The sequence below is a fragment of the Salmonella sp. HY31 genome (assembly GCF_042604575.1).
In the GTDB taxonomy this organism is placed as follows: Bacteria; Pseudomonadota; Gammaproteobacteria; order Enterobacterales; family Enterobacteriaceae; genus Salmonella; species Salmonella diarizonae.
Window position 1 is genome coordinate 3,471,483 of sequence record NZ_CP170479.1, and the last position, 12,792, is coordinate 3,484,274.

Consider the following 12,792-nt stretch of genomic DNA (forward strand, 5'->3'; position numbering starts at 1 on the left):
ATGTTTTCAGAATTGAGACTTCCTTCAAACACATTTCACAGGTATGTTAGGCGAGTAATAATTACACATCCGATTATCTCCAATATTGCATAAAATTTAAGTGACTTTCTATGGCCATGAGTGAACCAACCCAGCCGTTAGCCGGCGCGCCCGCAGCGGCCGCTAAAGCACGTACTTCGTTTGGTATTTTGGGCGCGATCAGTCTTTCCCATCTGCTGAACGATATGATCCAGTCGCTAATCTTAGCCATTTATCCCCTGTTGCAGGCGGAGTTCTCGCTGACCTTCGTCCAGATAGGCTTGATCACCCTGACGTTCCAGCTCGCCTCATCGCTGCTGCAACCGGTCGTCGGCTACTGGACGGATAAGTATCCCATGCCGTGGTCGCTGCCTGTCGGCATGTGTTTTACCCTGAGCGGGCTGGTGCTGTTGGCGATGGCGGGAAGTTTTGGCGCCGTATTGCTCGCAGCGGCGCTGGTGGGTACCGGCTCGTCCGTTTTTCACCCGGAATCGTCCCGCGTGGCTCGTATGGCCTCCGGCGGACGTCATGGCCTGGCGCAGTCTATCTTCCAGGTCGGCGGTAACTTCGGCAGTTCGTTGGGTCCGCTGCTGGCCGCCGTGATTATCGCGCCTTATGGCAAAGGGAATGTCGCCTGGTTTGTGCTGGCCGCGCTGCTGGCGATCGTGGTGCTGGCGCAGATCAGCCGCTGGTACGCAGCCCAGCACCGGATAGCGAAAGGAAAGCCAAAAGCAATAATAGCTAACCCGCTGCCGCGCAATAAAGTCGTGCTGGCCGTAAGCGTGTTACTGCTACTCATTTTCTCTAAATATTTTTATATGGCGAGCATCAGTAGCTACTACACCTTTTATCTGATGCAAAAATTCGGATTATCAATACAAAACGCGCAGCTCCATCTGTTTGCCTTCCTGTTTGCGGTGGCTGCCGGGACGGTAATCGGCGGGCCGGTGGGCGATAAAATCGGCAGAAAATATGTGATTTGGGGGTCTATTCTCGGCGTCGCGCCGTTTACCCTCGTTTTACCCTACGCCACGCTGTACTGGACGGGGATTTTAACCGTTATTATCGGCTTTATTCTCGCTTCGGCGTTTTCCGCCATTCTGGTTTATGCCCAGGAACTGCTGCCAGGACGTATCGGTATGGTTTCCGGCCTGTTTTTCGGGTTTGCCTTCGGGATGGGAGGCTTGGGCGCAGCGGTACTGGGACTGATTGCCGACCATACCAGTATCTATTTAGTTTATAAAATCTGTGCTTTCCTGCCGCTTCTGGGGATACTAACCATATTCTTACCTGATAATCGACATAAAGCATGATTTTATGGCGGTTAAAGGTACGCTTTGACCGCCCGCACATCCCGATGCCATCACGCTTTGCCCATCCCATACTTACCACTTTTCCGTCCCGTGCTCTTTTTACCGTCAGATTCTATCTTTTTCCAAAACACAACCATTATTTATAAACATCCTGATTGAAATTGTCATAAACTATTACCCGGAGTTTTGGAGTCCAACAACCAAAGGAGACGGAATGCATCACGCCACCCCGCTTATCACCACCATTGTCGGCGGCCTTGTGCTCGCTTTTATTCTCGGCATGATTGCCAACAAATTGCGTATTTCTCCACTGGTGGGATATCTGTTAGCGGGCGTTCTGGCGGGACCCTTTACACCGGGTTTTGTTGCGGATACCAAACTGGCTCCTGAGCTGGCGGAGCTCGGCGTGATTCTATTGATGTTCGGCGTCGGGCTGCATTTTTCACTGAAGGATTTGATGGCGGTAAAGTCTATCGCCATTCCCGGCGCCGTCGCCCAGATAGCGGTGGCGACGCTGCTGGGTATGGCGCTTTCCGCCGTGTTGGGATGGTCATTAATGACCGGCATCGTCTTTGGGCTCTGTCTGTCTACCGCCAGTACCGTCGTCCTGCTGCGCGCGCTTGAGGAGCGACAACTCCTTGATAGCCAGCGCGGACAAATCGCCATCGGCTGGCTGATTGTCGAAGATCTGGTGATGGTGCTAACGCTGGTCTTGCTGCCCGCCGTCGCCGGCATGGTGGAAAAAGGCGATGTCGGCATAGCCTCGCTGGCGGTCGATATGGGGATGACCATTGGTAAAGTGGTGGCGTTTATCGCCATCATGATGCTGGTTGGACGCCGCCTGGTACCGTGGATTATGGCCCGCAGCGCCGCCACCGGTTCGCGCGAATTATTCACTCTTTCCGTACTGGCGCTGGCGTTAGGCATTGCGTTTGGCGCGGTAGAATTGTTTGACGTCTCTTTTGCGCTGGGCGCGTTCTTTGCCGGAATGGTGCTTAATGAGTCGGAACTGAGTCACCGGGCGGCGCACGATACGTTGCCGCTACGCGACGCATTTGCCGTCCTGTTTTTTGTTTCCGTCGGCATGCTGTTCGATCCGTTAATATTGATCCAACAACCGCTGGCGGTGCTGGCGACGCTTGCCATTATCGTCTTTGGTAAATCGATCGCCGCGTTTTTCCTGGTGCGTTTGTTCGGTCACTCGCCGCGAACCGCGCTGACCATTGCCGCCAGCCTGGCGCAAATCGGCGAGTTCGCCTTTATTCTCGCCGGACTCGGCATGGCGCTCAACCTGCTACCGCAAGCGGGTCAGAACCTGGTGCTGGCAGGCGCTATTTTGTCGATTATGCTTAATCCTGTGCTGTTTGCCCTGCTGGAGAAGTATCTGGCGAAAACTGAAACGCTGGAAGAGCAGACGCTGGAAGAGGCTATCGAAGAAGAGAAGCAAATTCCGGTGGATATTTGTAATCATGCCCTACTGGTGGGTTTTGGCCGCGTCGGCAGTCTGCTGGGGGAAAAATTACTGGCGGCGGGTATTCCGCTGGTGGTTATCGAAACGTCCCGTACCCGCGTGGATGAACTGCGCGAACGCGGGATTCGCGCCGTGCTGGGCAATGCCGCCAACGAAGAAATCATGAATCTGGCGCATCTGGACTGCGCCCGCTGGCTGCTATTGACCATCCCCAACGGTTACGAAGCCGGTGAGATCGTCGCCTCAGCGCGGGAAAAAAGCCCGGGTATTGAAATTATCGCCAGAGCGCATTACGACGATGAAGTCGATTACATTACTGAACGCGGGGCGAACCAGGTCGTGATGGGCGAGCGAGAGATTGCCCGGGCGATGCTGGAACTCCTTGAAACGCCGCCCGTGGGTGAAGTCGTCGCCAGTTGAGGGGTTGCCGGATGACACCAGGCGCCTTATCCGGCATGGAACGTCCCGGTTTACGTAGACCGCGCCACCAGGCAGTCAACGCCGGACGGCCCGATGCGCCCAGCGCCATCGGGCAAGACAGACTAGCGATCCCAGTACGACTCTTCCAGACTATCCTCACGCTCCGGTAGCCCACGCGTCAGACGCGGAGAGTGTTGGTTCAGTACCTGATAGCTGACACGGTTAGCATATTTACACACCTGCGCCAGCGACGAATAGGTCAGCCAGGTGAATTTGTGCTTACTGGAATTCGGGACGTTGCTACGATGGTAATTGTTCGCCGTAATATCATGCAACAGTGCCGCCAGCGCGCCATCGCCTGCGCCGTTGGTGTTCATGATTTTTTCCGGCCCGCCCATATACGGCGCAATGTGCGAATAGACGCGTAGCGGATTAATACAATCTTTATGGCGCATCGCCCGGCTAAATTCATACTGGTTAAATTCAGCGATAGCCCCCGGCAGCAGCGGATGCTGGGTTTTACGTTTTGCTTCCTCTTCGGTGAAGCCTGCCATATATAACCCTATCGGCCCGGCGGTGCATAACACCAGGTCGACCCAGTCCAGCGCCTTATCCGCCGCCAGCAGCGGATCGTTTTCGCCGGTCAGCGCTTCCGCTTCTTCTTCATTCATTGCCAGAATCGAGACATTCTCTTTGAGAAACGCCTGCCACCACTGCGGGTTATCGGCAATCACAAATTTGGTGCCCAGCGTCATGACAACCGGCACGTTATGCTTTTTCGCGTATTCGATCGCTTTCATCGTCGCGTCAGGCATCGGTTCGCCAGGCTTACAGCGCACCAGATATGAGGTCAACACCAGCGCGGAGGCGCCAGCGATCACCGCTTCCGGAATACTTTCCGCCCGTAGCTGATTCATATGCCCGGGACTGATAGCGAAAGTGCGCTCGCCGGATTCGCCAATCAGCGTGAAACAGCGGCCAATCGGGCCATCTACAGCTTGCAGATAATTCAGGTCGGTACGGCTGGAAGTATTACACAGGTAGCGATAAGCGTAGCTGCCAATCTCAATGTTGCTGCACATCACGCCCAGTAACACCGAACGGTCATCCGCCAGTACCGAGTAGTTATGCATCGTATTGCCTATAGTACCGCCAGCAAACTGATGAGTGATCAAATTTTCCCGCGTCAGTTCCTGATACAGCTTCTCCGCCACCTCGTCTTCTATCACCAGAGAATGCCCGGCGCTTAATCCATAGCGTGTAATAAAATCGTCATCCACTTTCGCCTCAATATCCACCAACGTTTGGTCGATACCGACGACCCAGGAGGCGTTGGTTTCCTGTTCTGGCTGAATTTGTTGCAACAACGGGTCACGCGCATTGACGGGAAAATAGTGTTTGGATTTACGTTTACCGGGAAATTTCATGATTGTGCTTACGGATGAATAACGGAGCGCTGCATGGTAGCACATTCCTCCTAATACGCGCGACGGGTGACGGCGTTTCAATATCAGACGGCGAGATCGCAGTTTCTCCAGCCGCATTTTTTACAATGGTTCACTTTCACAAGGAGCGTTTTATGAAGCCGGAAAATAAAATTCCCGTACTCACCCGACTTTCAGACGAAATGAAAGCCGTCGTGAACTTCCAGCAACCAGGCCTTCCCCCCTGGCCTGCCGATGGCGATATTGAGACCCAACGTCAGTATTATCTTCTTGAGCGCCGTTTCTGGAATGCCGACGCGCCGCCCATGGCCACTCGCACCTGCGCCGTCCCTACGCCTTATGGCGATGTAATAACCCGGCTCTACTCGCCGCAGCCGACCAGTCAGGCCACCTTATACTATCTGCACGGCGGCGGATTTATCCTCGGTAATCTGGATACGCATGACCGGATAATGCGTCTGCTGGCGCGTTATACCTGCTGCACCGTTATCGGTATTGATTATTCGCTGTCGCCACAAGCGCGTTATCCGCAGGCCATTGAAGAAACCGTCGCGGTATGCCGCTACTTTTCTCAACATGCCGATAAATACTGGCTCAACGTGGAGAAGATCGGTTTCGCCGGAGATTCCGCAGGCGCCATGCTGGCGCTTGCCAGCGCGCTCTGGTTACGTGATAAGCAAATTCGCTGCGGTAACGTTATCGCTATTCTGTTGTGGTATGGGCTGTATGGGTTGCAGGATTCGGTAAGCCGGCGTCTGTTCGGCGGCGAGTGGGACGGCCTGACGCGTGAGGATCTGGACATGTACGAAAAGGCCTATCTGCGTAACGAAGAAGATCGGGAATCGCCCTGGTATTGTCTGTTTAATAACGATCTGACGCGTAACGTGCCGCCCTGCTTTATTGCCAGCGCGGAGTTTGATCCGCTCATTGATGACAGCCGTTTGCTGCACCAGACATTACAGGCGCACCGGCAGCCCTGCGAATACAAAATGTATCCCGGCACGCTGCACGCCTTCCTGCACTATTCACGGATGATGACAAGCGCCGACGATGCCTTGCAGGACGGCGCGCGCTTCTTTATGGCGAGAATTAAGACGCCGCGTTAACGGTACGGCGCCGTGAGTTTCAGCATCATATCAATATGTTCCGGCGTCGCGTTCAGCGCCGGAATGTACGCGTATTTTTTACCGCCCGCTTCAAGGAAAATCTCGCGGTTCTGTTCCGCTATCTCTTCCAGTGTCTCCAGACAATCCGCGGCAAATCCCGGACACATAACCTGAATATGGCCCGTTCCCTTTTCACCCAACATTTTTAGCGTTTCATCGGTGTACGGCGTCAGCCACGGTTCACGGCCAAAGCGCGACTGGAATGTCATCATTACCTTTTCCGGCGGCAGCTCCAATGCGGAAACCAGCTCGCGCGTGGTATCGCGACAGCGCTGCGGGTAGTCATCGCCTTCATCCGCATAACGTTGTGGAATGCCGTGATAGGAGAGCAGAAGTAAATCCGGCTCGCCGTGTCTGGCGAACGACTCACGCGCGCTTTTCGCCAGCGCATCGATATAAGCGCCGTCATCCGCGTAATCGCGAATAAATGAGATACCGGGAATACGACGTTTACGCGCCAGTATCCGCCCCAGTTCGTCCCAGACTGCGCCCACCGTTGAGCAAGAGTACTGCGGGTACAACGGCAGCACGACGATATGGTCGACGTCGCTTGCTAACAGTTCATCGACAGCGCTTTCCAGCGAGGGCGAGCCGTAGCTCATCCCCAGCGCGACGGGCGTGTCTGGCAGCCGCGCGGTCAGCGCCTGTTGCTGTTCGCGGCTATATACCATGAGCGGCGAACCGCCATCCATCCAGATAGATTGATAGAGTTTCGCGACGCGCGGAGAACGCAACGGTAAAATAATGCCGCGCAGTAGCGGCCACCATAGCAGACGAGGAGTATCTACCACGCGTCTGTCGCTTAAAAATTGTTTAAGGTAGCGCTTTACCGCTTCGGGAGTTGGGGCATCTGGCGTGCCAAGGTTAGCCAGCAGGATACCGGTTTTCGTCTGACGCATTGCCGCCTCTTATCTATTCAAATTGTTGATAATTGTAGCGGAAAAGCGAAGAAGAAAAACTAATTGCTGTGAAAGGCACAAAGGGATGTTGCCTGATGGCGCGCAGCGTTAAGACCTGGGGTCTTGTAGGCAGGATAAGGCGTTTACGCCGCTATCCGGCACTCAATGCGCCGGATAGCGTCATACATTAACCGAGGATTTTTTCCAGGTCGGCACGCACGTCGGCAACGGCCTGCGTACCGTCAACTTTGGCGTATTTAGTGTTGCCCGCTTCCGCTTCTTTCTGGTAGTAGCCAATCAGCGGCGCGGTCATCTGATGATATTCCACCAGACGTTTGCGAACGGTCTCTTCCTGATCGTCTTTACGAGTCGTCAGATCTTCACCGGTGACGTCATCTTTGCCTTCTACTTTCGGCGGATTAAACTTAACGTGGTAAACGCGGCCAGATGCGGCGTGTACGCGACGACCAACAATACGGTCAACGATCAGTTCGTCCGGTACGTCAAATTCCAGCACGTAATCCACCACAATACCCGCTTCTTTCATCGCGTCAGCCTGCGGGATCGTGCGCGGAAAACCGTCCAGCAGAAAGCCGTTACGGCAGTCTTCCTGGGCGATGCGCTCTTTAACCAGCGCGATCACCAGTTCATCGGTCACCAGTTTACCGGCGTCCATGATATCTTTCGCCTGTTTGCCCAGCTCGGAGCCTGATTTCACTGCGGCGCGCAGCATATCGCCGGTGGAGATTTGCGGAATACCATATTTCTCCATGATGAACTGAGCCTGAGTTCCTTTACCCGCGCCCGGAGCGCCAAGCAGAATAATACGCATTACGAAAATCCCCTCAAAGGTTGTCGATATTTTTAAAAAAGCGCTAAACGATACCACCATCACGCATTTCGCTCAAGGAAGCAGCCCCGGGCTGAAACGGTTAACGATGGGAAAATTGAAAATAAGGCGGGAAAATGCCGGATGGCAGTGTAAACACCTTATCCGGCCTGAGATCGACGAGATGTTGTAGGCCGGATAAGCGTTAGCGCCATCCGGCATCACATAACCGCTATCAGGATACCAGCAGTTGGTTCATACGGCGGATAAACTGGTTCGGATCTTCCAGCGTGCCGCGTTCGGCAAACAGCGCCTGATCCAGCAGCAGCTCGACCCACTCTTTAAACTGCGCTTCATCCTGGGTATCGGCAGTGCGTTTGACCAGCACATGATCCGGGTTGAGCTCAAAGATATATTTCACTTCCGGTACGGACTGACCGGCCGCGGCGAACAGTTTCGCCATCTGGGTGCTCATTTCATCCGCATCGGTGGTGACAATCGCCGGCGTATCGGTTAAACGGTGCGTCAGACGCACGTCTTTCACGCGATCGCCCAGCAGGGTTTTGACACGCTCCACAAACGGCTCAAGCGCCTTTTCCGCTTCTTTCGCGTTTTCGTCTACTTCATCCGCCAGTTTTTCGATGGACTCATCGGCTTTGGCGACAGACTGGAACGCTTTACCGTCAAACTCGGTCAGGTAGTTCATCATCCACTCGTCGATGCGATCGGAGAGCAGCAGCACTTCGATGCCTTTCTTACGCAGCAGTTCCAGATGCGGGCTGTTTTTCGCCGCCGCATAGCTGTCTGCGGTGATGTAGTAGATTTTTTCCTGCCCTTCTTTCATCCGGGAGACGTAATCTTCCAGCGACACGGTCTGTGCGGAAGAGTCGGTATAGGTGGAGGCAAAGCGCAACAGTTTGGCGATCGCTTCCTGGTTGGCGTGATCTTCCGCCGGGCCTTCTTTCAGCACCAGACCGAACTGTTTCCAGAAGGTTTGGTATTTTTCCGCGTCGTCTTTCGCCAGTTTTTCCAGCATTTGCAGAACGCGTTTGGTCAGGGCGCTGCGCAGATTACGCGTCACCGTGCTGTCCTGCAGGATTTCACGGGAGACGTTCAACGGCAGGTCGTTAGAATCAATCAGGCCGCGCACGAAACGCAGATAGTTCGGCATGAACTGCTCGGCATCGTCCATAATGAACACACGCTGTACGTATAGCTTCAGGCCATGTTTGTGATCGCGGTTCCACAGATCCCACGGCGCCTGCGACGGGATATACAGCAGGCTGGTGTATTCCTGCTTGCCTTCCACGCGGTTGTGGCTCCAGGTCAGCGGATCGGTAAAATCATGCGCGATATGCTTGTAAAACTCGTTGTACTCGTCGTCTTTAATTTCCGACTTGTTGCGGGTCCACAGCGCCTGGGCCTTGTTGATTTTCTCCCAGGAAATCACGGTTTCGCCGTCTTTTTCTTCCCGTTTTTCAATCTCTACCGGCAATGCGATGTGATCGGAATATTTGCTGATAATCGAGCGTACGCGCCAGTCATCGAGGAATTCATCTTCGCCTTCACGCAGGTGTAAGGTGATTTCCGTACCGCGGTCATCTTTGGTGATATCGGCAACGGTGTATTCGCCTTCGCCTGCCGATTCCCAGAACACGCCATTTTCCGGCTTGTCGCCTGCCGCACGGGTACGTACGGTCACTTTATCGGCAACGATAAACGCGGAGTAGAAGCCTACGCCAAACTGACCGATGAGCTGGCTATCTTTCGCCTGATCGGACCCCATTGATTCGAGGAAAGATTTGGTGCCGGACTTGGCAATGGTGCCTAAGTGGTCAATCACCTCATCGCGATTCATCCCCACGCCGTTATCAGCAATGGTCAACGTACGCTTATCTTTATCGAAAGAGACGCGCACACGCAGCTCGCCATCGCCTTCATACAGGTCCGGGTTTGACAGGGCGCGGAAACGCAGCTTGTCCGCCGCATCTGAGGCGTTAGAGATGAGTTCACGCAGGAAGATTTCTTTATTGGAATAAAGAGAATGGATCATCAGGTGCAGAAGCTGTTTAACTTCTGACTGAAAACCACGCGTTTCTTGTCCTTTCATGTGGATAGACCTCAACAATGCCATTTTTAATGGTAAAAATACGTTGAGGGTGAGATGGGGACAAGCGGGTGTGATTTCAAGCGGAGGCCGCGAATGCCGCCTCCGTTTGTTCAGAAAATAATCTTATGGCGTCCCGCCAAAGAGTGGGACAGCGTCGTACCGTCGACCATCTCCAGTTCGCCACCAACCGGCACGCCGTGGGCGATACGGCTAGCCTCGACGCCATACTCCGCGCACAGCTCGGCAATATAGTTCGCGGTAGCCTCCCCTTCAACCGTCGGGTTGGTCGCGAGGATCAGCTCGCTGATTTTTTCTGACGCCAGTCGCTGTTCCAGACGATCGAGACCGATATCATCCGGCCCGATGCCGTCCAGCGGCGACAGGTGGCCCATCAGTACAAAATACCGCCCGGAAAATTGCCCGGTCTGCTCAATGGCGTAGATATCCGCAGGACTCTCCACCACGCAAATCTGGCCGTTTTCCTGACGCCGCGGGTTCGAACAGATATTACAGATATCCTGCTCGGTAAAGGTGCGGCAATCGGCGCAGTGGCCGATTTCCGACATCGCCCGGGTCAGCGCCTGCGCCAGGCGCATTCCGCCACTGCGATCGCGCTGCAACAGGGTAAACGCCATCCGCTGCGCCGACTTAGGGCCGACGCCCGGCAGGCAGCGCAACGCTTCCATAAGCTGAGTTAACAGCGGACTGGTTTGCATCAGAATGGCATCTTAAAGCCTGGCGGCAGTTGCATACCGGAAGAGACGGAAGCCATCTTCTCTTTCTGCGTCTCTTCAATGCGGCGCGCCGCATCGTTGAAGGCCGCAGCGACCAGATCTTCCAGCATCTCTTTGTCATCTTCCAGCAGGCTTGGGTCAATTTCCACGCGGCGGCAGTTATGCGCGCCGTTGATGGTAACCTTCACCAGACCCGCGCCGGATTCGCCGGTTACTTCTAGCTGCGCAATCTCTTCCTGCACTTTCTGCATTTTTTCCTGCATCTGCTGGGCCTGTTTCATCAGATTGCCCAGACCGCCTTTTCCAAACATAAGCTCTCTCTCTTGATGGTTCACAATCGCAAGCCAGGCTTACGATCAAATGGGGCGGATACTCTCTTCATCCAGCTCTGCGTCGAAGAATCGGCGTAGCGTCTGAATGTTATTATCCGCGATAATTGACTCACGCGCCTGCGCGAGTTTCTCTTCATAAATGGCCTGACGCCATTCCAGCGGCGTACGCACTGCGGGATTATCATCTTCAACGATGGTCAGTTCAACCGTCGTTCCTGTCAGATCGCTTAGCGCTTGCGCCAGCTTTTGCTGCGCGCCGCTGGAGTTGAGATGCCGCTGCGTCGAACGCAGATGCAGACAAACCGCGCTGCCGTTTTGCTCCTTCCAGGCATTGAGCGCCACCTGCTCCACCAGCTTAGGCAGAGAAAGCTGGCTAACCTGCGCTGCCCACGGATCGCGCTCAATAGCTTCCGCCGCCAGTTTAGCCGCCAGCTCCGGCGTTTTTTCATGCTCCAGAGCTTTCTTAAGCGCTTTTGGCGTAGCCACCACTTCTTTGGTTTGCACTACCGGCGTGGTGGCCTTCCAGCGATAAGCCTCTTTCTTTACTGACGCCGTTTCCAGCGCAGACACCGCCGGGCGCGCCTGTACGCGCTCTGAAACCGAGGCCAGCCGCTCCAGCGCAGAGTTATTCACCGGCCGCGCGCGGGATGCGGCTGCCGGTTCACTCTTTTTTGTTTTGGTTACTCCCTGCGCGCGCTGTAGCTGATTACGCGCCGCCAGCACCTGACTGGTGGAAGCTGGCAGCGGCGCTGGCGATGTCTGCGACGCGGGCGCCGACTGCTGCGGCACCTGCGTCGGCGTCATTACCGCCGTTGGGGCGACGGGCGCAAAAGACTGCCGCGGCGTTTCAGGCTCCGGCAAGGGCATACGCGGGTGAAACGCCAGCGCACGCAGTAACGTCATTTCAACGCCCATCCGCCGGTCCGGCGCCCAGGGCAATTCTTTGCGGCCAATCAACAACGTCTGATAATAGAGCTGGAGATCGCCGGGAGGCACCGTCCGGGCAAGTTCGCGCATCCGTTGCTCAATAGCCGCCATATCGCTGCCTAACGCGGCAGGCGAAAGTTGCACCATCGCAATACGGTGCAGCAGGCTAAGCATTTCGACCAGCAGCGCTTCCCATTCAATACCGCGTGCCGCCGCCTCGTTGATAAGCGACATGACGCGTTCGCCGTTAGCGTCAACCACCGCCTCGACTAATGACAATGCCTGGTCGTCGTCCAGCGTACCGAGCATGGCGCTTACCGCCTGCGTCGAGACCTGTCCATCGCCGCTGGCGATCGCCTGGTCAGTCAGACTTAATGCATCGCGCAGGCTGCCGTCAGCCGCGCGTGATAATAACTGCAACGCGCGGGGTTCGTGAGCGATATGTTCCTCATTGAGAATATGCTCAAGCTGATGACGAATCTGTTCAACATCCAGCGCTTTGAGATGAAACTGTAGGCAGCGCGACAAAATGGTCACCGGTAGCTTCTGCGGATCGGTGGTCGCCAGTAAAAATTTCACATGCGCTGGCGGCTCTTCAAGCGTTTTAAGGAGCGCATTAAAGCTGTGGCGCGACAGCATGTGGACTTCGTCTATCAGATAGACCTTAAAGCGACCGCGCGCAGGCGCGTACTGGACGTTATCCAGCAGGTCGCGGGTGTCTTCGACTTTGGTACGCGATGCGGCGTCAATCTCAATGAGATCGACAAAACGCCCCTGCTCAATTTCCCGGCAGTTATCGCAAACGCCGCACGGCGTCGCGGTGATGCCGGTTTCACAGTTCAGCCCCTTCGCCAGCAGTCGGGCGATAGAGGTTTTACCGACGCCGCGCGTGCCGGAAAAAAGATATGCGTGATGAATGCGCCCTAACGACAAGCCGTTCGCCAGTGCGGTCAGCACATGTTCCTGGCCGACGACGTCAGCAAAGGTTTGTGGGCGCCATTTTCGGGCTAAGACCTGATAACTCATTGGCAGGCTCTGAAACGCTGGAAGGTGGATTCATAGGAGGGTAATGCTAACACAACCTCGCCGATACAGCGAGGTTGTCTCTCTGGCTAAAATAGCAGTGCG

10 protein-coding genes and 1 other annotated feature are annotated in these 12,792 nt (G+C 55.1%); of the genes, 3 read left to right on the plus strand and 7 right to left on the minus strand.

Annotated features, from left to right (window positions below; genetic code table 11):
• Nucleotides 1–110 precede the first annotated feature (110 nt).
• Both ACE15A_RS16510 and ybaL read left to right on the plus strand, forming a co-directional pair.
• On the plus strand, nucleotides 111–1,331 hold the full coding sequence (locus tag ACE15A_RS16510; protein ID WP_023246718.1) for an MFS transporter: 1,221 nt from the start codon (nucleotides 111–113) through the stop codon (nucleotides 1,329–1,331).
• Between the two features lie 214 nt (nucleotides 1,332–1,545).
• Nucleotides 1,546–3,222: a YbaL family putative K(+) efflux transporter gene (ybaL, locus tag ACE15A_RS16515; protein ID WP_053508516.1), complete on the plus strand. Its 1,677-nt coding sequence runs from the start codon at nucleotides 1,546–1,548 to the stop codon at nucleotides 3,220–3,222.
• A gap of 122 nt (nucleotides 3,223–3,344) precedes the next feature.
• Here the strand turns inward: ybaL and gsk are convergent, their stop codons facing one another.
• Nucleotides 3,345–4,649 carry an inosine/guanosine kinase gene (gsk, locus tag ACE15A_RS16520; RefSeq protein WP_023246716.1) on the minus strand — a complete coding sequence of 435 codons (1,305 nt, stop codon included), beginning with the start codon at nucleotides 4,647–4,649 and terminating at the stop codon, nucleotides 3,345–3,347.
• A gap of 152 nt (nucleotides 4,650–4,801) precedes the next feature.
• On the opposite strand from gsk, the gene aes reads away from it, so the two are divergent.
• Entirely contained in the window at nucleotides 4,802–5,773 is a 972-nt protein-coding gene (aes, locus tag ACE15A_RS16525; RefSeq protein WP_023246715.1) for an acetyl esterase, read from the plus strand.
• On the opposite strand, the gene hemH is transcribed toward aes, so the two are convergent.
• The 6 genes from hemH to dnaX form a co-directional block, all read right to left on the minus strand.
• On the minus strand, nucleotides 5,770–6,732 hold the full coding sequence (gene hemH, locus ACE15A_RS16530; RefSeq protein WP_053508518.1) for a ferrochelatase: 963 nt from the start codon (nucleotides 6,730–6,732) through the stop codon (nucleotides 5,770–5,772). The genes aes and hemH overlap by 4 nt on opposite strands.
• Before the next feature lie 187 nt (nucleotides 6,733–6,919).
• Nucleotides 6,920–7,564 (minus strand): adenylate kinase, encoded by a 645-nt coding sequence (adk, locus tag ACE15A_RS16535; RefSeq protein WP_023246713.1) that lies wholly within the window; start codon nucleotides 7,562–7,564, stop codon nucleotides 6,920–6,922.
• Between the two features lie 232 nt (nucleotides 7,565–7,796).
• Nucleotides 7,797–9,671: a molecular chaperone HtpG gene (gene htpG, locus ACE15A_RS16540; RefSeq protein ID WP_053508520.1), complete on the minus strand. Its 1,875-nt coding sequence runs from the start codon at nucleotides 9,669–9,671 to the stop codon at nucleotides 7,797–7,799.
• Nucleotides 9,672–9,781: 110 nt separating this feature from the next.
• Nucleotides 9,782–10,387, minus strand: a complete 606-nt coding sequence (gene recR, locus ACE15A_RS16545) for a recombination mediator RecR (RefSeq protein WP_001195019.1) — start codon at nucleotides 10,385–10,387, stop codon at nucleotides 9,782–9,784.
• Nucleotides 10,387–10,716: a YbaB/EbfC family nucleoid-associated protein gene (locus ACE15A_RS16550; RefSeq protein ID WP_053508522.1), complete on the minus strand. Its 330-nt coding sequence runs from the start codon at nucleotides 10,714–10,716 to the stop codon at nucleotides 10,387–10,389. Before ACE15A_RS16550 ends, recR begins: the two co-directional genes overlap by 1 nt.
• Before the next feature lie 45 nt (nucleotides 10,717–10,761).
• Nucleotides 10,762–12,690 carry a DNA polymerase III subunit gamma/tau gene (dnaX, locus tag ACE15A_RS16555; protein WP_053508524.1) on the minus strand — a complete coding sequence of 643 codons (1,929 nt, stop codon included), beginning with the start codon at nucleotides 12,688–12,690 and terminating at the stop codon, nucleotides 10,762–10,764.
• Nucleotides 11,365–11,429 (minus strand) — a sequence feature (DnaX frameshifting element). It overlaps the preceding gene by 65 nt.
• Nucleotides 12,691–12,792: the final 102 nt, after the last annotated feature.

Bases quoted from the DNA above. Each gene is read 5' to 3' on its own strand.
- htpG (WP_053508520.1), bottom strand. From the start codon at position 9,671: ATGAAAGGACAAGAAACGCGTGGTTTTCAGTCAGAAGTTAAACAGCTT.
- gsk (WP_023246716.1), bottom strand. From the start codon at position 4,649: ATGAAATTTCCCGGTAAACGTAAATCCAAACACTATTTTCCCGTCAAT.
- ACE15A_RS16550 (WP_053508522.1), bottom strand. From the start codon at position 10,716: ATGTTTGGAAAAGGCGGTCTGGGCAATCTGATGAAACAGGCCCAGCAG.
- recR (WP_001195019.1), bottom strand. From the start codon at position 10,387: ATGCAAACCAGTCCGCTGTTAACTCAGCTTATGGAAGCGTTGCGCTGC.
- adk (WP_023246713.1), bottom strand. From the start codon at position 7,564: ATGCGTATTATTCTGCTTGGCGCTCCGGGCGCGGGTAAAGGAACTCAG.
- hemH (WP_053508518.1), bottom strand. From the start codon at position 6,732: ATGCGTCAGACGAAAACCGGTATCCTGCTGGCTAACCTTGGCACGCCA.
- aes (WP_023246715.1), top strand. From the start codon at position 4,802: ATGAAGCCGGAAAATAAAATTCCCGTACTCACCCGACTTTCAGACGAA.
- ACE15A_RS16510 (WP_023246718.1), top strand. From the start codon at position 111: ATGGCCATGAGTGAACCAACCCAGCCGTTAGCCGGCGCGCCCGCAGCG.
- ybaL (WP_053508516.1), top strand. From the start codon at position 1,546: ATGCATCACGCCACCCCGCTTATCACCACCATTGTCGGCGGCCTTGTG.
- dnaX (WP_053508524.1), bottom strand. From the start codon at position 12,690: ATGAGTTATCAGGTCTTAGCCCGAAAATGGCGCCCACAAACCTTTGCT.